The 22,623-nt window shown below is 67.3% G+C and carries 16 protein-coding genes and 1 rRNA gene; 7 read left to right on the top strand and 10 right to left on the bottom strand.

Annotation, left to right across the window (positions count from 1 at the left end; translation table 11 throughout):
* Nucleotides 1–200: 200 nt before the first annotated feature.
* From M2299_RS11020 to glyQ, 5 genes are all read right to left on the bottom strand, one after another.
* A complete protein-coding gene (locus M2299_RS11020; RefSeq protein ID WP_099785906.1) occupies nucleotides 201–2,348 on the bottom strand; it encodes a S46 family peptidase in 2,148 nt (715 codons plus the stop codon).
* Nucleotides 2,349–2,516: 168 nt separating this feature from the next.
* Nucleotides 2,517–6,383 (bottom strand): translocation/assembly module TamB domain-containing protein, encoded by a 3,867-nt coding sequence (locus tag M2299_RS11015; RefSeq protein ID WP_280884348.1) that lies wholly within the window; start codon nucleotides 6,381–6,383, stop codon nucleotides 2,517–2,519.
* Nucleotides 6,380–8,176, bottom strand: coding sequence for an autotransporter assembly complex family protein (locus M2299_RS11010; RefSeq protein ID WP_280884369.1), 1,797 nt, complete (start codon nucleotides 8,174–8,176; stop codon nucleotides 6,380–6,382). The genes M2299_RS11015 and M2299_RS11010 overlap by 4 nt, the downstream gene beginning before the upstream one ends.
* A 253-nt stretch (nucleotides 8,177–8,429) precedes the next feature.
* Complete coding sequence (gene glyS / locus M2299_RS11005; RefSeq protein ID WP_280884347.1) at nucleotides 8,430–10,505, bottom strand: glycine--tRNA ligase subunit beta; 2,076 nt, start codon at nucleotides 10,503–10,505, stop codon at nucleotides 8,430–8,432.
* A gap of 88 nt (nucleotides 10,506–10,593) precedes the next feature.
* Nucleotides 10,594–11,505 carry a glycine--tRNA ligase subunit alpha gene (glyQ, locus tag M2299_RS11000; protein ID WP_025878768.1) on the bottom strand — a complete coding sequence of 304 codons (912 nt, stop codon included), beginning with the start codon at nucleotides 11,503–11,505 and terminating at the stop codon, nucleotides 10,594–10,596.
* Nucleotides 11,506–11,588: 83 nt separating this feature from the next.
* Between glyQ and M2299_RS10995 the strand changes: the two genes are divergently transcribed.
* The 3 genes from M2299_RS10995 to M2299_RS10985 are packed head-to-tail and all read left to right on the top strand — an operon-like array spanning nucleotide 11,589 to nucleotide 15,105.
* Nucleotides 11,589–13,424, top strand: coding sequence for a GspE/PulE family protein (locus tag M2299_RS10995; protein ID WP_280884346.1), 1,836 nt, complete (start codon nucleotides 11,589–11,591; stop codon nucleotides 13,422–13,424).
* Nucleotides 13,396–14,142: a glutamine amidotransferase gene (locus M2299_RS10990; protein ID WP_099785911.1), complete on the top strand. Its 747-nt coding sequence runs from the start codon at nucleotides 13,396–13,398 to the stop codon at nucleotides 14,140–14,142. The genes M2299_RS10995 and M2299_RS10990 overlap by 29 nt, the downstream gene beginning before the upstream one ends.
* Before the next feature lie 51 nt (nucleotides 14,143–14,193).
* Nucleotides 14,194–15,105, top strand: coding sequence for a BPSS1780 family membrane protein (locus M2299_RS10985; RefSeq protein ID WP_280884345.1), 912 nt, complete (start codon nucleotides 14,194–14,196; stop codon nucleotides 15,103–15,105).
* Nucleotides 15,106–15,195: 90 nt separating this feature from the next.
* Here the strand turns inward: M2299_RS10985 and tatC are convergent, their stop codons facing one another.
* The 4 genes from tatC to M2299_RS10965 form a co-directional block, all read right to left on the bottom strand.
* Nucleotides 15,196–15,945: a twin-arginine translocase subunit TatC gene (gene tatC / locus M2299_RS10980; protein WP_025878764.1), complete on the bottom strand. Its 750-nt coding sequence runs from the start codon at nucleotides 15,943–15,945 to the stop codon at nucleotides 15,196–15,198.
* Nucleotides 15,942–16,415 (bottom strand): Sec-independent protein translocase protein TatB, encoded by a 474-nt coding sequence (gene tatB, locus M2299_RS10975; protein WP_280884344.1) that lies wholly within the window; start codon nucleotides 16,413–16,415, stop codon nucleotides 15,942–15,944. The genes tatC and tatB overlap by 4 nt, the downstream gene beginning before the upstream one ends.
* A 15-nt stretch (nucleotides 16,416–16,430) precedes the next feature.
* Nucleotides 16,431–16,658 carry a Sec-independent protein translocase subunit TatA gene (gene tatA, locus M2299_RS10970; RefSeq protein WP_025878762.1) on the bottom strand — a complete coding sequence of 76 codons (228 nt, stop codon included), beginning with the start codon at nucleotides 16,656–16,658 and terminating at the stop codon, nucleotides 16,431–16,433.
* A 74-nt stretch (nucleotides 16,659–16,732) separates the two neighbouring features.
* Nucleotides 16,733–17,623, bottom strand: coding sequence for a YSC84-related protein (locus M2299_RS10965; RefSeq protein ID WP_025878761.1), 891 nt, complete (start codon nucleotides 17,621–17,623; stop codon nucleotides 16,733–16,735).
* Nucleotides 17,624–17,789: 166 nt separating this feature from the next.
* On the opposite strand from M2299_RS10965, the gene hemH reads away from it, so the two are divergent.
* The 4 genes from hemH (at nucleotide 17,790) to M2299_RS10945 (ending at nucleotide 21,994) form a co-directional block, all read left to right on the top strand.
* Complete coding sequence (gene hemH / locus M2299_RS10960; RefSeq protein WP_033832561.1) at nucleotides 17,790–18,752, top strand: ferrochelatase; 963 nt, start codon at nucleotides 17,790–17,792, stop codon at nucleotides 18,750–18,752.
* On the top strand, nucleotides 18,749–19,606 hold the full coding sequence (locus M2299_RS10955; RefSeq protein ID WP_033832562.1) for an alpha/beta hydrolase: 858 nt from the start codon (nucleotides 18,749–18,751) through the stop codon (nucleotides 19,604–19,606). Before hemH ends, M2299_RS10955 begins: the two co-directional genes overlap by 4 nt.
* A gap of 127 nt (nucleotides 19,607–19,733) precedes the next feature.
* Nucleotides 19,734–19,883 carry a hypothetical protein gene (locus M2299_RS10950; protein ID WP_165780423.1) on the top strand — a complete coding sequence of 50 codons (150 nt, stop codon included), beginning with the start codon at nucleotides 19,734–19,736 and terminating at the stop codon, nucleotides 19,881–19,883.
* A gap of 14 nt (nucleotides 19,884–19,897) precedes the next feature.
* The gene (locus M2299_RS10945; protein ID WP_280884343.1) at nucleotides 19,898–21,994 is read left to right on the top strand and encodes a methyl-accepting chemotaxis protein; all 2,097 of its coding nucleotides are present in this window, start codon (nucleotides 19,898–19,900) and stop codon (nucleotides 21,992–21,994) included.
* Nucleotides 21,995–22,379: 385 nt separating this feature from the next.
* Here M2299_RS10945 and rrf read toward each other — a convergent pair.
* Nucleotides 22,380–22,494 (bottom strand): 5S ribosomal RNA (rrf, locus tag M2299_RS10940).
* Between the last annotated feature and the right edge of the window lie 129 nt (nucleotides 22,495–22,623).

Raw genomic sequence — 22,623 nt, 5'->3', positions numbered from 1 at the left:
GGAGGAGGGGCCAGTAGATCACGACCGTTGATCGTGATGGTAGGTCACGACGGGGGGTCGCAAAGGTGGGTCACGACCGTTGGTCGTGGCAGGGGCGTCCGTGCCCACCAACGGTGGGCACCCACCAGGAAACGGTGGGGATCTACCGGAAGACGGTGGGCACCTGCCGGGAGATCGTGGGCGCCTACCGGGAACCGGCGTTATTCCGCCGGAACGCCCATTTCCTTCAGCAGTTCAGGTGCCGGGTAGACCTTGGCCAGCAGCCAGCGCAGGTAGCGCATGTCCACGTGCACGGCGCGCTTGTAGCGGGGGTCGAACCACCAGCTGGCACTGACCGACTCCCAGTTGCTGTCGAAGTTCAGGCCGATCAGTTCGCCCTTGGCGTTGAGCACCGGCGAGCCGGAGTTGCCGCCGGTGGTGTCCAGGTTGGTCAGGAAATTGACCGTCTGGGTCTTCAGCGCGGGGTCGGCGGTGCTGCCGAAGTCACCCTTGGCAATCGCGGCCAGCAGCGGCTTGGGGGCATCGAACGGATAGGCGTTGGTGTTCTTTTCGACGATGCCGGCCACGGTGGTCACCGGCGAATAGGTCACGCCATCACGCGGGTGCAGCGCTTCCACCTTGCCGTAGCTGATGCGCAGGGTGCGGTTGGCATCCGGGTACACCGCACGGCCCTGCTTGGCACGCCAGGCGAACAACGCCTGCATGTAGGCCGGGCGCAGGCGCAGCTGTTCGCCTTCGCGGGTCTTGCTCTCGTTTTCGATGCGCAGCTGCGCGGCCACCAGCGGGCCGGCCACGGCAATCAGCGGATCGGCGGCCAGCGCCTTGCCTTCGCGGGCAGCGGCGAAGCGGGACAGGCGCTGCGCTTCGTCACCCAGCTGGGTGCCGGCATACAGCGTGTCCAGCGCCTGCGCCAGCTGTGCCGGGGTACGGCCGAAGGCCGTGTCGAACTCGGCCACGCGCTGCGCATCCGGCAGCTGCTGGTAGCGCGTCAACAGGGTGGTCAGCAGCGCCTTCTCGACCTCGGGTGCATAGCGGCGCTGCACCTGCTTCAGCACGCCCTCGATCATCGCCTGGTCGCGCTGCTGGTAGCCGGTCTCGCGCTGCGCATCCGGCTTGGCCGATTCAATGCGCAGGCGTTCCAGCAGCAGCGCCGAGCGCAGCAGCTGGCTCTGGCCGGCCATCTGCTCCAGCAGCAGGTCGCGCTCGCCCACCGCCGCGCCCTGCGACAGGTTGGCCAGCAGCGCCTTGATGTCGCCCTGGTACTTGCGGTCGGTGGCGGCCAGCATCGCCTGCTCGTCGGCCGCACGCTGGGCCTTGGCATCGCTGCGCAGCAGCCCTTCCAGCTCACCGGCGGCGCGCTTGCGGTTGTTCTTCAGCGACTGCAACTGCGAAGCATAACGGGTACGTGCCTGCGCATCCTTGGCACTGGCCGCTTCGATGGTGTCGATCATCTGCTGGAACACCGACACCCGGCGCGGCAGCACGGTATCGATCTGGCCAGCGAATTCGGCGGCGGTGCGATGGCGGTAGGTGATGCCCGGGTAACCGGCCAGCATCGCGTAGTCGCCCTCCTTCGGGCCTTCCACCGACATCTGCAGGTGCGCCGGTGCCTGGTAGGGCACGTTGTCCTTGCTGTAGGCGGCCGGCTTGCCGTCCTTGCCCACGTAGGCACGCAGCAGGGTGAAGTCGCCGGTGTGGCGCGGCCACATGAAGTTGTCGATCTCATCGCCGTAGTTGCCGATCGCGCGCGGCGGCGCATAGACCAGGCGCACATCGCTCAGCTCAAGCTGGGCGATGCGGTAGAAGTCGGTGCCGTAATACATGTTGGCCACCGAGCAGCGCACGCTGCCGTCCTTCTCGCACTCGGCCACGATCTGCTTGCTGGCTGCATCCACCGCGTCGAAGTACGCGCGGCCGGTCTTGCCCTTGGCCTGTGCCAGCACCTGGTCGGTCACCTTGTCGAAGCCGACGGTCACCAGCACGCGGAAGTCCGGATTGGCCGGACGCTCGTCGGCGCGCCCCTTGGCGATGAAGCCATCATTGATGAAGTTGTGCTCGGGCGAGCTGTTGTACTGGATCACGCCCATCGCCACGTGGTGGTTGGTCAGCAGCAGGCCATCGGCCGACACGAACGAGCCGGTGCCACCGCCGGCACGCACGACCGCACTCAGCGGCGGCGCGGTCACGTTGGCCAGATCGGCCGGGTTGCCCTTGAAGCCAGCCGCCTGCAGCGGCTTGGCCAGCTCCGGCAGCTGGGTCGGCATCCACATGCCTTCATCGGCGTGGGCGCCAGCGGCGAGGGTCAGGCCCAGGGCCAGGGCGGTGGGGAGGGCTTTGCGTGGCGACATGAGGCAATCCGGTACGACAGAACAGCCCGGGACCATAGCCGCTGGGGCCGGATGGGGCAACGGCCGATGGTTGGGTATGCGTGCACGGTAGTGCCGGCCGCTGGCCGGCAACCCACCGAATTCGGGATACGGTGCAGTTGCCGGCCAGCGGCCGGCGCTACCACACCGTTATTTTTCCCGCCGCCAGTTCAACGAGCCACGGTTTTCCACCGTGCTCGATTCCACTTCCACGTCGAAGCCACGGCGTAGCAGGTACTTCAACGTGATCACCGAACCGGCACCGACCAGCGATACGCCGTAGCCCACGTACAGCTTGGGCGAAATGTACTTGCCCACACCGATCACCGAGCCGCCCAGCGCGCGCGACTGGCTGACGCCGGCATCGTCCAGGCCGAGCTTGGCCCCCAGCTGCGAAGCCAGCAGGCCACTGCCCGCCGACAGCGCGGCCGATGCGGCGTTCACCTGCTGGGTCTGGTCGCTGCTGGCACCGGTCAGGCTGCGCCCCAGCACCAGGTAACCCAGTGCTTCGGACTGCGACATCGCCGGATCGGACCAGACATCGGCGCGCGGTTGCTGCGCGCGCCCGGTCACGTCGATGCCGGCGGTGACATCACCGATCCGGCGCTCGGCGCGGATGTTGATGCGCGGGTCGGACACCGCGTTGTAGTTCCAGTTGAGGTTGCCGCGGGTGATGGTCAGGTCCTGGCCATAGGCCTTGTAGCGGCCACTGACTTCCAGGCCACCGTTGGCGGTCATCTCGCGGCCGGGCTTGGCCCAGACCTGCATCTTGCCGGTCAGCGCGCCCTTCAGGCCGAAGCCGCTCATCTTGACCTTGTCACCCAGGCTGACGGCCAGCTCCATGTCCAGCGGCGAGGTGCGCGACTCTTCCGGATCGGCCGGGTCCAGCACCACCACGTCCTCGGACACCGAGGTGCCACGGTCCAGGCGCTCCAGATCGATGTCTGCCTCGGGCACGTGCACCGTTCCGCGCAGCTCCATCGCGGCCTTGGCCAGGGTGAAGTCCAGGTTGGGATTGGCGATGATGCGCAGCTCGCTGGTGTTGGACAGCAGCACATTCTCGCCGTGGATCTTCAGCTGCAGCGGCTGTGCATCGCCGAACCAGGACAGGCCGCCGTCGACATACAGCGTGCCCTTGCCCGAATTGGCCTGCGCGGTGATCTTGGCCGACCCATCGGGCTGGGCGACGAAGCTGCCCTTGCCCTGGTCGAAGGTCAGGCCCAGCGCCGGGAACTCGCCCTTGAAGTTGCTCAGCTGCGCATCACCGCCCAGCGACGGCTGGCCGCGCGTGCCACGCAGGCTCACGTGGCCTTCAATCAGCCCGGTCGGGCGCACCACATCCGGCGAGAACAGTTCCAGCCAGTACAGGCGCGACATGTTGAGGTAGAGCTCGCCGTTGAGCGGCGCACTCGGTTCCCAACCAGTCTGCATCTTCGCATCAACGAAGCCGTTGCCCTGGAAGCCCATGCCCAGGTAGCCCTTGATGCTGGCCGGGGTCATGTCCAGCTTCAGCGAGAACTGGTCATAACGCACCAGCTCGCCACGGTTGGCATCGCCCACGCCGGTGTTGCGGTTCTCGCCCAGGCGTACGCCACCTTCGGCCGAACGCACTTCCACATGCCCTTCCCATGCGTTGCCACGCGGACGGATCTGCGCGTCCAGGTTGAGTTCGCCACGCAGGTAGATGCGCCGGCCGGACTGTGGCGGCAACCACGGCTGCACCAGGGCCAGCGGCAACGCGTCGCCGCGCACCACCAGGCCTTCGCGCGGCCAGTTGGCACGTGCGCACAGGGCGCCACCGGTCGCAGCGCCCAGGCAGGTTTCGCCCAGCGTGTAGTTGCTGCCGTTGATGGCGAATGCCGCGGGCGCACGCAGTGCCCACGCATCGCCCTTCACCGGTGCGATGCGCAGCGTGGCCAGTTCGCCACGCCATTGTTCGCCTTGCTGGCGAACGCTGCCCTGCAGCTCGATCGCGCCCAGTTCGTTGCGTGTCTGTGCGGCCAGCCGCAGGTTGGAGACACTGCCCTGCGCATCGATGTTCAAGCGTTCCAGCAGCAAGCCGGCATTGACCTGCTGGCCCTGTATCGCCAGCGTGCCACTGTCGCCACGCCACGGCAGGCGGCCCTTGATGCTCAGGCTTTCAGCGCCGTAACCGTCCCAGTTGAGATTGTTGCCGACCAGATCTGCAGTGATGTCCGGTGCATCGCGCGGGCCTTTCACCTGCACCTGGCCACGCAGGCCACCATCGGCGCCGGGCAGAAGATCGCTCAGCTGCAACGGCTCGAAGCGCGCGTCGATGTCCAGGCGGTCGCCGACCTTGCCCGAGGCGGTCACCCGACTGCTGCCGACGGCCAGTTTCAATTCACCCTGGCCCTGTTCACCCTGCAGGGCGAACTTGCCTTGGGCATCCACATTGCGCTGGCGCAGGATGCCCTTCAGCGACGGCAGGTCCACCGTGCCCTCCAGCGTGCCCGCAGTGCCCGGCGGCGCATTGGCCGGCGGCGGCAGCTGGCGTCCCTTGGACGCGAGATTGCCGGACAGACGGCCATCCCAGCCCGGTGCGAAGTAACCCGGGTCGAAATCCTTCAGCGTGGCCTTGGCATCCCAGTCCAGCTGCGGTGCCCAGGCCACCTTGCCTTCCACCTGCAGCTGGCCACCCGGGGTCTGCGCCTGCAGTTCGCGGATCTCCGCAGCCTGATCGTTGCCACGCACATCGAAGCGCAGCTGCGCCCTCTGCTTTTCGCGCTCGACATCGGCACGGCCGATCGCCGCCCACGCCTTCAAGGTACCGGCCAGTCCGAAGCGCGCTTCCTTCAGCGTCACCGGCACCGGCGAACTGCCGGCGGTGTTCGGGTCCGGTGCCGGCACCCATGTCAGGTCCTGCGCGATCACCGAGAAGTTCAGCTTCTGCTGGTCTTCCTGGCTGAAATCGGCGGTACCTTCCAGGCGTGCTTCGCCGCCCAGGCCCTTGACCACCAGCGGCGAGACCTTCAGCACCTGGTCCTGCAGCGAAACCACCGAGGGCGCCAGCTCCAGTTCCTGCTCACCCTGCTTCACCCGGCCATGCAGGTTGGCGTTGCCGCCCTTGCCGGAGGCGGTGAAGTCCAATGCCAGCGGCGCGATGGCCGAGCTGGCCAATGCCGGCGACAACAGCGCCAGGTCCAGCTCGTCGCTGCGTACGGTCGCGTTCCAGGTCGGATCGGTGCGGCCATCGAACACCAGCATCGCGTGCAGCGGCTTCGGTGCGCGGCCGGCCAGCGCCACTTCCATATGCGCCAGGTCACCGCGCGCGACCAGGCCGACCGTGGCCGCGGTACGCCCGCGCGGTGCCGGCAGCACCGCGGTGACGGTGACGTCGGTGTCGTAGTCCTTGGCCGGGATGTAGCGGCCCTGGGCAGTGAAATTGCCCATGTCGCTGTCCACCACCAGCTTGCGCGCCTGGAACTCGCCATTGGCGATCTCGATGCCACCGCGCACGCGGCTGATGTCGATCACCGGCTCGTTGGCCTGGCTGATGCGGAAACTGTCGATGGCGATCACATCAGCCTGGATCGCCAGCGGCATTTCGATCTGCGGCAGCGAATCCGGCCACGACGGCAGCTTGAACGGCTCATCGCTCTTGGCCAGGTTGAGCGTGGCGTTGGTCAGCTCCAGCTTGTCCAGCAGCAGCTTGCGGCCCAGCAGCGGGCGCAGGTCCGGCTCCAGGTGCGCACGCGCGGCGTGGAAATGGATGTCGTCGTAGCGGAAGTCGACGTTGTACAGGGTCAGCGGTCCGGCCACCGGGCCATCGACCTTGTCCCAGGTAAAGCTGGCACCCACCGGCAGGCGCGCCACCACCTGCGCCAGCAGCACGTCGCGGCCGGCCACCGTCTGCAGCAGCCAGTACACGGCCAACAGGGCGACCAGCACCAGGCCGACTACCCCCGCGCCGGACCATGCCCAGAAGCGGCGACGACGGTAGAAGCGCACGCGGCGCGGCGGCGTGTTCGGCGACGGGGTCGGTGCGGGCGTGCTCACAGGTCCGCTCCGATGTTGAGGTACAGCTGGAACTGCGAATCAGGGTTGTTCAGACCGTGAGCGATATCGACCCGCACCGGGCCCACCGGCGATTTCCAGCGCACGCCGAAGCCGACGCCGGTGTGCAGGTCGATGTTGGTATCGAAGGCGCTGCCGGTGTCGACGAACACCGCTGCACCCCACGGACCGCCATTGAAGTAATGCTCGTACTCGGCCGAGCCGACCACCAGGTGCTTGGCACCAAGCGCGTACTTGTCCGGCTTCGGCGTGCGCGGGCCGACCTCACGGTAGGCATAGCCGCGGATGCTGCGGTCGCCACCGGCGAAGTAGCGCAGGCTGGGCGGCATCGCCACCAGGTCGCTGGTCCAGGTGGTGCCGCCTTCGCCGCGCAGGATCAGGCGATTGGTCGGCCCCACCGGGATGTACCAGCGCAGCACGGCATTGGCCTGCACGAAGCTGGTGTCCGATCCGACGCCTTCGACGCCGGCACGCACCGTCGCGGTGCCACTGATGCCGCTGCGCGGGAACAGCTCGTCGTCCACCTTCACGTAGTCGGCCACGATCTGCGGGTAGACCAGCGTGGACGTGTTGTAGACCGCATCGGTGAACTCGGTGCCCGAGGCATAGCGCCAGCGCTCCCGCAGCGCGTTGATCGAAGCGATGGCGGTCCAGTTCTCGTTGATCTCGCCGCTGCGGCTGGCGATCAGCTTGAAGTTGCGCAGATCGATGTAGTCGGTCTGTTCGTCATAGGCACTGGCGGCGAAGGTGTACCAGCCATCCAGCCAGGTGAACGCCGGGATGCGGTAGCTGGTGATCAGGCTCTTGCGCTTCTGCGCATAGTCCAGCTGGGTGTTCATCTTGTGGCCGCGGCTGTTCAGGTAGCGCCGTTCAAGGCCACCACGCACACCGGCGCCACTTTCGCTGCCGTAGCTCAGGCCGTAGGAATAGATGCTGCGCTTGGCCCGCGTCAGCTTCACATCGACCGGCACCTCGCCGTTTTCATCGGCCTGGTCCGGGCGCGGCTGGATGTCGATCACGCTGAAGTAATCGAGCTTGGTCAGCGACTCGCGCAGGCGGTCCAGCTTGCCTTCGTGGAAGTAGCTGCCCTGGTCCCAGTACACCAGCGGGTCGAACAGCTTGTCGTCGAAATAGTTCTGCTCGAAGGTCACCGGGCCCATGTTGTAGCGGCGGCCGCTGTCCCAGGTCAGGTCGATGTCGGCAGCGTTGTCCGCGCGGGTGATCTGCACCTGGCGCTGGGTGTAGTCGGCGTCGAAGTAGCCGCGCTCGGCCAGGCGCCGGGTCACGGTGATCTTGCTGGCTTCGTACTGGGTGTGTTCGAAGCGCTGGCCCTTGCGCGGCTTGAACGCGGCCAGGTCGTCCTGCAGGTACTGGTCGTACATCGCAGGGCCGGTGATATCGATATGCTCGCGGCGCACCAGCACCGGCTGGCCCTTGTCGACATGGATCAGCACGGTGACGTGCTCGTCCTGGCGTGGCGCCTCGACCTTGATCACCGGGTTGTAGTACCCGAACGGTTCCAGCGCCTGGCGGGTCTGCCGCTCGGCCTGTGACAGCAGGTATTCCAGGCGCGACTCGCCCTGCTCCTTGCCGATCGTGTCGAACAACGACAGCGATTCCTGGATGTTCTCGATGATCGCGGCGTCGTCGCCCTTGTCCAATCCCTTGATGTCCACCTTGTCGATGGTGCCGCGCGCATGGGCCACGGAGGTGGCGCAAAGCGAGAGGACCATCAGCGGCAGGGCGTATTTCGTTGGCTGCATGCGGCACAGCATACCGACCGGAGGTGACGATGCGAAATGCATCACGTCAATCCGGATCGGTTGTTAAGTGGCGGTCAAAATACGCGCCTTTGTGGCGATCATCGCGGCCGCATGCGGAAATATCGGCATCGCGTCGCTGCCGGCCAGCGGCCGGCTACCCAGTAGATCCACGCCATGCGTGGATACGGTCTGATTCATGGCGAGCGCGCAGCGCGGCCTGCAGAAAAGCCGCCGGGCATGGCCCGGCGCTACCCATCGTGGGCGATCAGCTGGACAGGTGCTCGATCGCCGCGACCTTGCCCAGGCGCTCGCCCAGCATCGTCAGCAGTGCCAGGCGGTTGCCACGCAGTGCCGGATCCTCGGCATTGACCATCACCCCGTCGAAGAACGCATCGACCTGCGGACGCAGGCGGGCCAGGCGCGCCAACACGGCCACATAGTCCTTCTGGTGCAGGCTGGCGCCGGTATCGTCGATGGCGGCAGTCACAGCTTCGGCCAGCGCGCGCTCGGCATCTTCCTGCAGCAGGGCCGCATCGATCTGGCCCGGAATATCGCCTTCGGCCTTGCGCAGGATGTTGCGGATGCGCTTGTTGGCCGCGGCCAGCGCCTCGGCTTCCGGCAGCGCCGCGAAGATCCCGATCGCGTCCAGGCGGCGGTCGAAGTCGTACAGCGAGGCCGGCTTCAGCTCGGCCACCGCGTTGAAGTGGCTGGCCGGCACGCCCTTGTCGCTGTAATAGCCCTTCAGGCGGTCGAGGATGAAGTCGTACAGCTCGGCCACGTCGGCCTGCACGTTGCGCGCGGCCAGCCCGGCGTTGGCGCTGGCCAGCAGCGCGCGCAGGTCCAGCTCGAAGCCGCTTTCGATGATCGTGCGGGCCAGGCCCAGCGCGTTGCGGCGCAGGGCGAACGGGTCCTTGTTGCCAGTCGGCTTCAGGCCCGCGGCGAAACCGCCGGCCAGGGTGTCCACGCGCTCGGCGATCGCCAGCACCTTGCCCAGCGGCGACAGCGCGATGTCATCACCACCGAAGCGCGGCTGGTAGGCCTCGTCGATGGCCAGCGCCACCTCCGGCGACTCGCCACCGGCCACCGCGTAGTGGCGGCCGGCGATGCCCTGCAGTTCCGGGAACTCATTGACCATGCGCGACTGCAGGTCGTTCTTGGCCAGCTGCGCGGCACGCTTGGCCAGCAGCGGATCGGCGCCGACCTGCGGCGCAATCACTTCGGCCAGCGTCACCACGCGCGCGACCTTGTCGGCCACGCTGCCCAGCTTGGCCTGGTAGGTCACCGTCTTCAGGCCCTCGCCCATCGCCTGCAGGCCCTGCTTCAGGTCTTCGTCGAAGAAGAACTTGGCATCGGCGAAGCGCGGGCGGATCACCCGCTCGTAGCCCTTGGCCACTTCGGCCACGTCCTTGGACTCGATGTTGGCGATGCCGATGAACTTCTCGGTCAGCGTGCCGCCGTCATCCAGCACCGGGAAGAACTTCTGGTTGATCTCCATCGTCTCGATCAGCGCTTCCTGCGGCACCGCCAGGAACGCGCGCTCGAAGCTGCACAGCACCGCCGACGGCCACTCGACCAGGTTCACCACCTGCTCCAGGTTGTCCTCGGTGATGCGTGCGCTGCCACCGGCGGTGGCTGCAGCGGCTTCCACCTCGGCGACGATGCGCTGGCGGCGCTCTGCCGGGTCAACCAGCACGAAGGCGGCGCGCAGCGATTCCACATAGTCCTGCGGCTGGGTCAGCCACACGGTCTTGTCGTGCAGGAAGCGGTGGCCGCGGCTCATGCGGTCGGCCTTCAGGCCGAACAGTTCGGCCTCGACCACGTCACCGCCGTGCAGCAGCACCAGCCAGTGCACCGGGCGCGCGAAGCCCCAGCTGTGGTCGCCCCAGCGCATCGGCTTGGGAATGGGCATGCCGGCGATGGCCTCGCGCAGGATCTCCGGCAGCAGCGCAGCAGTGCGCGCGCCCGGGGTCACCGCACGGTGCACGAAGCGCTCACCCTTGTTGTCGGTGGTCTTTTCCAGCGCGGTCCAGTCGATCCCGGCCTTGGCCGCGAACCCCTGCAGCGCCTTGGTCGGCTGGCCTTCGGCGTCCAGCGCGATGTTCAGGTACGGGCCCAGCACTTCGCTGTGCTGTTCCGGCTGCTCCAGGCCAACGCCCGGCAGCAACACGGCCAGGCGGCGCGGGGTCGACAGCGGGCGTGCATCGCCCAGCTCCAGTTCCACGCCGCGCTTGCGCAGGCCGTCGACAACACCGTCGAAGAAGGCTTGGGCCAGGCCCGGCAGTGCCTTGACCGGCAACTCTTCGGTGCCCAGTTCAATCAGCAGGGGAGACAAGTGGCTCATCGGTTCGATCCTGTGGTGGGGGCGCAGCGCGCGACGCGGCCGGCGCCCCTGGGGTAGTAGGTGAAACGCGTGATGGGAGAACGGGCCGTCAGGCCTTCTTCGCGCCCGGGAAGCCCAGCTTCTCGCGCTGCTCGTAGTAGGCCTTGGCCACCGCCTGGGCCAGCGCGCGCACGCGCAGGATGTAGCGCTGGCGTTCGGTCACGCTGATCGCGCGGCGCGCATCGAGCAGGTTGAAGGTGTGGCTGGCCTTCATCACCTGTTCGTAGGCCGGCAGCGGCAGGTTCACTTCCACCAGCTTCTGCGCTTCGCGCTCGCAGGCATCGAAGCGGTGGAACATTTCTTCCACGTCGGCGTATTCGAAGTTGTAGGTGCTCTGCTCCACCTCGTTCTGGTGGTAGACGTCGCCGTAGGTCACCGGCTGCCCATCCGGGCCGTAGGTCCAGACCAGGTCGTAGACGTTGTCGCAGTTCTGCAGGTACATGCACAGGCGCTCGAGACCGTAGGTGATCTCGCCCAGCACCGGCCGGCACTCCAGGCCACCGGCCTGCTGGAAGTAGGTGAACTGGGTCACCTCCATGCCGTTGAGCCAGACTTCCCAGCCCAGGCCCCAGGCGCCCAGGGTCGGCGATTCCCAGTTGTCCTCGACAAAACGCAGGTCGTGCACCAGCGGATCGATGCCCACCGCCTTCAGCGAATCCAGGTACAGCTGCTGGATGTTGTCCGGTGCCGGCTTCATCGCCACCTGGTACTGGTAGTAGCGCTGCAGGCGGTTCGGGTTCTCGCCGTAGCGGCCATCGGTCGGGCGCCGCGACGGCTGCACGTAGGCCGCGTTCCAGGTTTCCGGACCGATCGCACGCAGGAAGGTGGCCGGGTGGAAGGTACCGGCGCCCACCTCCAGGTCGAGCGGCTGGATGAGCACGCAGCCCTGCTGGGCCCAGAACTGGTTCAGGGTCTGGATCAGGCCCTGGAAGGTGATCGGAACGGTCGGGGTCGCGGACATGCGGACGAGTCTTGGCCGGCAAAGGGGTGCGCTAGTATAACGGCCGACCTGCGGGGCATTCCGTACCCGGAAGGAGCAGGTGGATGGAACATCGGCTGCCCACGGGCACGCCCGGCGAGCCTGGCGCGGCACCGTTGCCGCCCGGTCGCCTGCAGTTCGAACAGGTTGCGGCGGCCCTGCTGGCCGACGGCGTGGTGGCTGCGCACGAGCGCGAGCGCATCCGTTTTTCCGCACAGGGCGCCCGCAATGCCAGTGAAGTGCATCCACTGGTGCTGCTGTCCAACCTCAAGCTGGCCGCCAGCGACGGCGGCGACCTCAATCTGGAACGCCTCACCGAGTGGCTGGCCCAGCGCACCGGCAGCCGCTACCTGCGCATCGATCCGACCCGGGTCGACGTCGCCTCGGTCACCGCCGTGGCCTCGCACGCCTACGCGCGCCGCCATCGCTTCCTGCCGCTGGCGGTGGATGGCGAACGCGTGCTGGTGGCCACCAGCGAGCCGCTGGCACAGGAATGGCTGCGCGACCTGCAGCACCTGACCCGCCTGCGCATCGAACTGGCGGTGGTCAATCCGCTGGACCTGCACCGCTACACCATGGAGTTCTTCGGCGTCACCCGCTCGGTGCGCGGTGCCCGTGGCGACGTACGGGGTGAGGCCAACACCACCCTGCCCAGCTTCGAGCAGCTGGTGGAACTGGGCCGCACCGGCGACGTCAATGCCGACGACCAGCACATCGTGCACATCGTCGACTGGCTGCTGCAGTACGCCTACGAGCAGCGCGCCTCGGACATCCACCTGGAGCCCCGCCGCGACATGGGCCGCATGCGCTTCCGCATCGACGGCGTGCTGCACAAGGTGTTCGAAGTGCCACCGGCGGTGATGACCGCCGTGGTCAGCCGTATCAAGGTGCTCGGACGCATGGACCTGGCCGAGCGCCGGCGCCCGCAGGATGGTCGCATCAAGACCCGCTCGCCCGGCGGCCGTGAAGTGGAAATGCGCCTGTCGACCATGCCGACCGCCTTCGGCGAGAAATGCGTGATGCGCATCTTCGACCCGGAAGCGGCCTTCAAGAGCATCGACCTGCTCGGCTTCAGCCCGCAGGAAGCGGCCGGCTGGACCGCCCTGGTCGAGCGCCCGCACGGCATCGTGCTGGTCACCGGCCCGACCGGTTCGGGCAAGACCACCACCCTGTATTCCACCCTGAAGCGGCTGGCCACGCCGGACGTCAACGTATGCACGGTGGAAGACCCGATCGAGATGATCGCGCCGGAATTCAACCAGATGCAGGTGCAGACCAACATCGACCTGGATTTCGCCAGCGGTGTGCGCACCCTGCTGCGGCAGGACCCGGACATCATCATGATCGGCGAGATCCGCGACCTGGAAACCGCGCAGATGGCGGTGCAGGCCTCGCTGACCGGCCACCTGGTGCTGTCCACCCTGCACACCAACGACGCACCCTCGGCCATCACCCGCCTGCTCGACCTGGGCGTACCGCATTACCTGCTGTCATCCACCGTCAACGGCATCCTCGCCCAGCGCCTGGTGCGCACCCTGTGCCCGCACTGCAAGCAGCCGCACACCCTCGGCCGGGCCGATTGGGCAGTGCTGGCTGATAGCGAAGCTGCATATCCAGATGCCGCCACGCCCTGTCGGCCGGTCGGTTGCCTGGAGTGCCGGCGCACCGGATTCCTCGGCCGCATCGGGCTGTATGAGCTGCTGCCATTGGGCTCGCGCCTGCGCGGGCTGATCCGTGCGGACATGGATCTGGCCGGTTTCAACCGTGTCGCGCGTGCTGAAGGAGTGCGAACCCTGCGCCAGGCCGGGCTTGAAAAGGTGGCACAGGGGCTGACTACAATCGAGGAAGTCCTGTCCGTACTACCTCCCCCGGATGAATCCAGCGCCCTTCCTGATCCTTGAAACCGGCCGCCCCGTGCCGTCGTTGCGCCGCTACGGGCGCTTTCCGCACTGGATCCGGGTCGCCGCCGGCCTGGAAGATCACGAAACCGTCGTGGTCGACGTCGAGCACGGCGCCGACCTGCCCGATCCACGCCAGTTCGCCGGCGTGCTGGTAACCGGCTCGGCCGCCTTCGTCACCGACCACGCCGAATGGAGCGAACGCAGTGCCGCCTGGCTGCGGCAGACCGCGCACGATGACGTGCCGGTGTTCGGCATCTGCTACGGCCACCAGCTGCTGGCCCACGCGCTGGGCGGCGAAGTGGCCTACAACCCCGCCGGGCGCGAATCGGGAACGATTGAGCTGGCACTGGACCCGCAGGCCGCGCAGGACCCGTTGTTCCAGGGCCTGCCGAGCCACTTCGCGGCCCACGCCACCCATCTGCAGACCGTGCTGCGCGTACCCGAAGGCGCCGCCGTGCTGGCGCGCTCGCCGCTGGATGGCTGCCATGCCTTCCGCTGGGGCCGCCAGGCCTGGGGCGTGCAGTTCCATCCGGAATTCGCCACCCACCACATGCGTGGCTACGTGCGCGCACGCGCCGACTGCATCGGCCGTCATGGCGGTTGCGCGCGCAGCATCGAGCGCGCGGTCAGCGCCGCGCCGCTGGCGCGCCAGCTGTTGCGGCGCTTTGTCCGCCAGGCCCGGCTGTCTTCAGCCCAGCCGGTGGCAAAACAGGGATAATCGGCGGCACGGGCACACCGCCCGGCCCCTCCTGTCCCTCCCCGGATGTCCATGAAAGAGATTCGCAAGCTGCCAGCCTCGGCGGGCGCCCAGTGGTTGCTGGATACGTTCTCGCTGTATCGGCGTGCGCCGCTGCAGCTGGCCCGGATCGGCCTGACCTGGCTGCTGGTGAACTGGGTGGTCACCCTGCTGGGAACGATGCTGCCCGGCACCGCCGGCCTGGCCCTGCAGATGATGACGCTGGTGATTTCACCGGTGATGTTCGGCGGCATGCTGTACGCCATGGGGGAGATCGACCAGGGCCGTCCCGGCCTGGCCACCCATCTGCTGCAGCCGATCCGCGACCGTCGTGTCAGCCACCTGCTGGTGCCGCTGGCAATCCAGGTGCTGGCCGTGCTGCTGCTGGGCGCGCTGCTGTACCTGATGATCGGCCGCGAGGGCTTCACCGCCTTCAGCGACACCATGACCAAGATGCAGGAACTCGGCCGCAGCGGGCAGCAGATCAGTCCGGAAACCGCCGCCGAACTGGTCGCCAACCTGCCCGCGCAGCGCATCGCGCTGTGGATGCTGCTGGTGTTCTGCACCGCCGTGGCGCTGACCCTGGCGATGTTCACCCAGCCGGCACTGGTGGTGTTCGACCGCCAGAGCGGCATGCACGCGCTGCGCCTGAGCCTGCAGGGCTGCATCGAGAACATCGGCGCCACCGCCGTGTTCACCGTGCTCGGCCTGATCGCCGCGTTCTGCGTCTATGTACTGTTCGTGATCGTGGTCCAGCTCGGCATGCTGCTGGGCGGCCCGCTGGCGGCGGCCTTCATCGCGCAGCTGGTGTTCACCACGGTGCTGATGCCGCTGTATGTCGGCGCCGTCTATGCGGCCTGGAAGCAGATGTTCGTGCATCGCGGCAGCCGCGGCGCACCGCCGGTGCCGCAGTCGCCGCCTTCCAACGACGTCTTCCACGCTTGAGCGGCGCTCAACGGTAGCGCCGGGCCATGCCCGGCGGATGGATGTCACCTCGCCCCACGAACGCCGGGCATGGCCCGGCGCTACCGGGGATCAGGCCGCAGGCTTCTTGACCACCGAAGACGGCACCAGCCAGCGCGCGGCGTGGATGCCCAGTTCGTACAGCAGGCACATCGGGATCGCCAGCATCAGCTGCGACACCACGTCTGGCGGAGTCAGGATCGCAGCGAGCACGAAGATGCCGACGATCGCGTAACCGCGTCCTTCCTTGAACTGCTGCGGCGTGATCCAGCCCAGCAGCACCAGGATCACCATCGCCACCGGCAGCTCGAAGCTGCCGCCGAAGGCGAAGAAGATCGCCAGCACGAAATCCAGGTAGGCATTCGCATCCGGCGTGATCGCGATCACTTCCGGGCTGAAGGTGGTGAGGAAGTGGAAGACCGCCGGCAGCACCAGGAAATAGGCAAAGGCGCAGCCGGTGTAGAACAGCAGCACCGAGGAGACCAGCAACGGCATCGCCAAGCGCTTCTCGCGTGCATACAGGCCCGGCGCGACGAAGGCCCACAGCTGGTACAGCAGCCATGGCACGGCCACGAACAGGGCCACGAAGAACGTCAGCTTCAACGGCGCGAAGAAAGCGCCGGCCGGGTTGGTGGCGATCATCGTCTGCCCATTGGGCAACTGCGAGATCAGCGGCTCGGCCAGTGCGTTGTAGAGCTTCTGGGTAAACGGCAGCAGGCCCAGCAGCACAACGCCCAGCCCCAGCAGCGCACGCACCAGGCGCGAGCGCAGTTCAACCAGGTGTTCCACCAGCGAACTTTCGCCGAAGTCGTGTTCGCTCATGACGGGCGCTCCGTGCGCGCGGGCGTTTCGGTCGCGGTATCAGCAACGGCATCGCCCGCAGCTTCAGCGGTGGCGGGCGTAATGGCTGCACCTTCAGTCGACCCCACCCCCGGCTCGGGCGCATCCGCCAGATGTGGGGGCTGTTCGGCCGGGGCCGGTGCACGCACCTGCTGCGCCAGCGTGTCGCTGTGCTGTTGCATCTGCTCGGCTTCGCGGCGCATGGCTTCGCCGCTGGCACGCAGCTGGTTCTCGGTGTCCTGCATGCCCTGGCGCACGTCCTGCATCTGCCGCTTGATGTCTTCGGCCTGCAGTTCGCGTTCCAGTTCCTGCTTGACCGAATCCCATTGATTGCGCGCGCGGCGTACCCACAGCCCGGCGAAGCGGGCCGCCTTGGGCAGGCGCTCAGGTCCGAGCACCACCAAGGCGACAACCGCGATCACCAGCAGTTCGCTGAAGCCGATATCAAACACCGCAACCGCTCCGGATCAACGCGGCTTGCGGTCGTGCTCGTCCTGCGCGGTGCGCGAGGCGTCCTGGCTGCGCGACTCGTCGCCCAACTGCGCGTTCGGCTTGTCGTCGTCGTGCATGCCCTTCTTGAATTCCTTGACCGCCGAGCCGAGATCCTTGGCACCACTGGTCAGGCGCTTGGTGCCGAACACCAGCAGGACGATGGCGAGCACGACCAACCAATGCCAGATGCTGAAACTGCCCATAAGTCGCTCGTTACGTTAGTGATCAGATTGCCGAGCATAGCGCACCGGCTGTTAGCCGGCGCGCGTGACGAAAGTCAGTTGTTGCCCAGTGTTTCAGTGCGGATTTCACCGTCGTTGACCGGCTGGAAACCCTGCTGGGCCGGCGGCGGGGTCTGCGGCACGGCCTGCAGCGGCGCCGTGGTCGCTTCAGCAGGTGCCGCCGGCGCTGCCTGAACAGGCTGCGGGGCAGGCGCTGCAGCGGCCGCCGGACGCGGTGCGTCATTGCCACCGTTGCGGTTGTTGCGCGCCGCGTAGGTGGCCTCTTCCAGGCGATCACGGAAAGCGACCACATCCATTGAAGGCGAGCCAGCCGCGCGGCCCTCGAAGATCATCCGCGGGGTGGTGTTGCTGCCGTAGGCGTCAAGGTTGGCAGCATCGTCGATCTGCAGGATCGCACCATCCAGGGCCACGCCAGCGAACAGGCCGCGGGCGCGCGACCACGACCAGATCTCGGCCTTCAGCTGGCCATCGGTGGCGGCGGCGGCATTGCGGCCCACCGGACCGGCGGCCACACCGGCATCGGCGCCGAGGGTGAACTTGCCGTTGACGAGGTTGTCCAGGCTGCGGTCGTTGCGGAACACCAGCACAACGTCGGAGGACTGCACACCGGCCTGGAAGCCGATGCTGCCGCCGGTGAGCTTGATGAATACCGGGTTGGACCACGCACCATTGGGCATGCGCACCGACATCAGGCCGTGGCCACGACGGCCGCCGATCACCAGACCGGCCTTGATCGTGTCGGGAATGACGATGACCGCGCGGCCTTCGTCGAGCAATTTGTCCGGAATGCCCTGTTCAGGGATTCCCTGGATTTCAGCCAGTACACGCACCGCGTTGCGGGCGCGCTGGTCTTCCTGCGGTCCGGCCATGGCCTGGCTGGACAGCAGGCTGGCGGCGATCAGCAGGGCTTGGATCGGGCGACGCATGGCAGGCTCCAGAAGTCAGTCCATAGGAAGATATAGCAAGTGACTGAAATTAGTAGTGTTGTGATGAATCCCCAATGAGCGTTGCCTGCTCATATTGGCCTCATCGATGACATCCATCCGAACCCTGCATGCCGACGTGACGATGGAATCGGCGACAATACCGCCCATGCTCGACGCACCCGATACCGCCGTACTGGCGGTCAACCTAGGCACGCCCGAGACGCCGACGGCTCCCGCCGTTCGCCGTTATCTGGCCGAATTCCTGTCCGACCGGCGCGTGGTCTCGCTGCCGGCACTGCTGTGGCAGCCCTTGCTGCGCGGTCTGATACTGCCGCTGCGCAGCAGCCGCTCAGCCGCCAAGTACGCCCAGGTGTGGCTGCCGGAAGGCTCGCCGCTGATGGTCCACACCCGCCAGTTGGCGCAGGCGATGCAAGCGTTGCTGCCGACGCTGCGCGTACGCCACGCGATGCGCTACGGCGAACCGGCGCTCACCACCGAACTGGATCGGCTGGCCACCGAGGGCGTGCGCCGCATCGTGGTATTGCCGCTGTATCCGCAGTATTCGACCACCACCACGGCCTCGGTCGAGGATCGTGTGGATGCCTGGCAGCGCAGGAACCCACAGGTCACCGTGAGCCTGGTGCAGGACTATTCGATCGATCCGGACTGGGTCGCCGCCGTTGCCGGCTCGATCCAGCGCTACTGGCAGCAGCAGGGTCGCGGCCAGAAGCTGATGTTCTCCTTCCATGGCATTCCGCAGCGCCTTGCCGATGCCGGCGATCCCTATCCGCAGCGCTGCGAGGCCAGTGCGCGCGCGATCGCCGCAGCACTGGGCCTGGGCGCGGACGACTGGCAGATGGGTTACCAGTCGCGCTTCGGCCGCGAACGCTGGCTGCAGCCCTACGCCGAGCCCAGCCTGTGGGAGCTGGCCGAAGCGGGGGTGAAGCAGATCGACGTAGTCTGCCCCGGGTTTGCCACCGACTGCCTGGAAACACTGGAAGAAGTCGCCATGGGCTTCACCGAAACACTGGCCGAGCGCGGCGCACAGATGCGCTACATCCCCTGCCTCAACGCCGCACCGGAACACGCCCGCGCTCTGGCTCGGCTGGCCGTGGCCTCGCTGGCATGAGCCTGCAGCCGTTTGAGCTGCAGGTCGCGGGCGTCCGCGTCGCCGGCCTGCGCCGGCCGGGTGAGGGTCCGCGGGTGCTGGCCCTGCACGGCTGGCTCGACAATGCGGCCAGCTTCGTTCCGCTGGCGCCGCATCTGCCGCACCTGGACCTGGTGGCGATCGATCTGCCCGGGCACGGCCACAGCGCGCATCTGCCGATCGGGGCGGTGTACACCACGCCAGCAGCGATCACCCATGTCCTCGATGTCGCCGATGCACTGGGCTGGGACCGGTTCACCCTGATCGGCCATTCGATGGGTGCCGGCATCGCCAGCCTCGCCGCAGCGGTCAGTGATCGCATCGAACGGCTGGTCGCCATCGAGGCACTCGGCGGCCTGCGCGGGCCGGAGGAAGAAACTGCCAGCCGCCTGCGCGAGCACGTCGACGCCACCCGAGCACTGGCACGCAAGCAGCTGCGCGTGTTCCCGGACCTGGCTGCACCGATCCGGGCGCGGATGATGACCAACCAGCTCAGCGAAGGCTGCGCACGCCTGCTGGTCGAACGCGGTGTCGAGCCGGTCGAAGGCGGCTATCGCTGGTGCAGCGATCCGCGCCTGATGCTGCCCACCGCGATCCGCCTCAGCGAAGGCCAGATCGACAACCTGCTGCAGGCCATCACCTGTCCTACCCAGGTGATCTATGCCACGCCTGCACAGTCGTATTATCCCGAGCCGATGCGCAGCGAGCGCCTGCAGCATCTGCGTGATGGCCGCCTGGCGGTATTCCCCGGCAACCATCACCTGCACATGGAACACCCGGCGCGTATTGCCGCCGTCATCGATGCGTTCCTGAGCGAAAACGCCAACGCACGCTGACCATCGTCGGCCGCGCGCACTTCACTCTGCGCCAGTGCGGCCGATAGAACGGTAGTGGGCCCCTGCGTCCACAGCACGCAGGCCCTTTGTGCCTGCGGCTCGTTCCTGGTTCTGCAAGGAAGACCGCATGTCCCGTCTGCTGCACCGTCATCCACAGGATGTGGTCACGGTGTCCGTCCTCCGCGTCGCTGCCTGCGCCGCATTCCCCGAATTCCCCGACCGTGCCGTCGTTGCGCTCATCCGCGCAGGGCGTTGCATGGCCGCTGCCGTCCGTTGATCCAGGAGTTGCCGATGTCCATTGCGTCCTCCCGCCCGCCCGACCAGGGCCGTGTCCCTTATCTGCAACAGCTGGCCCAGCGAGGCGATCGTCGCCTGCTGCTGGGCAGCGTGGTATTCGCAGCGATCGGCCTTGTGCTTGCCGTGCGCGGCGCGTCGGTGCCCGCTGCGAGCGCCGTTGCCGCCGCGGTACTGCCAGCCGCCTGGCTGGGCTGGCGCCAGGCCGGCCATGCGCTCGCGCGCAACGGCCTGGCCGTAGTGCTTTCACTGCAGTTGAGCCTGCTCTGCCATATCAGCGGATTGAATGCCGCATTGCCCATCGCGCTGCTGCTGGGCGTGCTGCTCATCCAGCGTGACCGCATGCCGTTGTGGCTGGCCGGCGCCGTGGGTGTCGGTGCGTTGCTGGCGCCGTTGCTTGATGGGGCGGCCGTCCTGCCGCAGCTGTTGAATGCCATGGCCCTGGCGGTGCTGACGCTGGTGCTGGGCCAGACCGCCGCGCGCCTGCGCCATCAGAGTGAGGCGCTGGGTCACGGACCGCACCGCCTGGCCGCATTGGCACGTGACATCGCCACGGGCGCCGACCTCGGCGCACACAGCGATGCACGCAACTACGCACCCGGTTCCCTGGCCCACGCGCTGGCCGATACCGCACGCCATGTGCAGGCGCAGCGCGGCCGCGAGGCCGAAGCACATGCCGAGAACGCGCAGATCCGCCAGGCACTGGATGCCTCGCGCACGGCGATGATGATTGCCGACAACGATCACGTCATCCGCTACGTCAACCGCTCGGTGGTGGCGCTGCTGCGCAACCAGCAGGCCACGCTGCGCCAGGCCTTCCCCGATTTCGACGCCGAGCGGCTGGTCGGCAGCAGCATCCATCGCTTCCATGCCAACCCTGACCGCATCCGCGGCATCCTCAATGAGCTGCAGGCGACACACAACGGCAAGGTGCGGATCGGGCCGGTGCACTTCGCCCAGGTCGTCACCCCGGTGTTCGACGCACAGGGCGCGCGCCTGGGTTTTGCGGTGGAATGGCATGACCGTACCCACGAACTGACGCTGGAGAATGCCGTCGCCGGGATTGTCGATGCCGCCGCGCAGGGTGATCTGGAACAGCGCCTGCAGGCCAGCGAAGGCGCCAGCTTCCTCGACGGCCTGACCGGGGGCATCAACCAGCTGCTGGACACACTGGGCAGCACGGTCGACGAAGTCCGGCAGATGCTTTCGGCGATGGCCAACGGCGATCTCGACCGTCGCATGCAGGGCGAGTACCACGGCGCGTTCGCCGCCATCCAGCGCGATGCCAACGCCACCGCCGGCCAGCTGGCGCGCATGGTCGGCCACATCCAGCACTGCGCCACCACCATCAGCACGGCCGCCAGCGAAATCGCCGCCGGCAACGGCGCGCTGTCCGAGCGCAGCGAGCGACAGGCCGCTCATCTACAGGAAACGGCCGCCTCGATGGAGGAGCTGACCGCCACCGTGCGCCAGAACGCAGCGCATGCGCGCCAGGCCAGCGAGCTGGCCGCCTCCACCCAGGGCGCAGCAAGTGATGGCAACCACGCCATGCAGCGGGTGGTCGACACCATGCAGGCCATCGAAGGCGCGTCGAAGCGGATCGGCGACATTACCGGCGTGATCGACGGCATTGCCTTCCAGACCAACATCCTCGCGCTCAACGCAGCGGTTGAAGCGGCACGCGCCGGCGAACAGGGACGCGGGTTCGCGGTCGTCGCCAGCGAGGTCCGTGTGCTCGCGCAGCGATCGGCGGCGGCGGCCCAGGAGATCAAGGTCCTCATCGACGAGGCAGGACGTCAGGTCGGCGAGGGCGCCCAGTTGGTGGCCGATGCCGGACAGCGCATGCAGGGCATCGTCGGCGGCGTGGAGAACGTAAGCCACCTCATGCGCGAGATCTCGGCGGCGTCACAGGAGCAGTCCTCCGGTATCGAGCAGATCAACCAGACGGTGGTGCAGATGGACCAGGCCACGCAGCAGAACGCGGCGCTGGTGGAAGAAGCCACTGCGGCGGCACGTGAACTGCAATCGCAGGCAGGTGCACTGAACCAGGCGGTATCGGTGTTCCGGCAGCGCGAGGCCGCGTTGATCGACTGAGCCGCAGGCCTGCTCCCTTGAAGAAAGGCGGCGCCCGCAGGGCGCCGCCTTTTTGTTGGGCGTGGTTCGCGACAGGGTTCTCGTTGGCTCAACGGGTACGAACGCAATCCGTTCAAGGCTGCCCGCGACACGATGATGAGGGGCGGGGCACCTGCCACTGCGGCGAAGCATATCCGCCAGCTGCTGCGCTCCAAAGAATGCGGCACCCTCTGGGCGCCGCATCTACGCGTGGGTGCTGAGTCCCGGTAGTGCCGGCCGCTGGCCGGCAACCTCATGAACATCACGCGGCTGCACGTGGTTGCCCGCCAGCGGCCGGCACTACCCTCGGTTTCCCGCGCACAAAGAAAAACCCCGCTGCGTGAGCAGCGGGGTTTTTGGGTATAAACCCTGGCGATGACCTACTCTCGCATGGCTTAGGCCACACTACCATCGGCGCAGCTACGTTTCACTTCCGAGTTCGGGATGGGATCGGGTGGTTCCATAGCGCTAATTTCACCAGGGAGGCGGTTGGAGTGTCGCCTGGGCGTCGTGTCCTTGCAGGGGGCGGGCATGATGCTGCCTGCGATGCAAAGAGACGCGCCTGAGCGCCTGCCTCTCGTTTGGTCTTGTGACGTAGCGTGCACTTGGAT

It is taken from the genome of Stenotrophomonas sp. 1278, from assembly GCF_029892765.1.
Lineage (GTDB): Bacteria > Pseudomonadota > Gammaproteobacteria > Xanthomonadales > Xanthomonadaceae > Stenotrophomonas > Stenotrophomonas indicatrix.
This window is presented reverse-complemented; position numbering and strand designations above follow the sequence as displayed.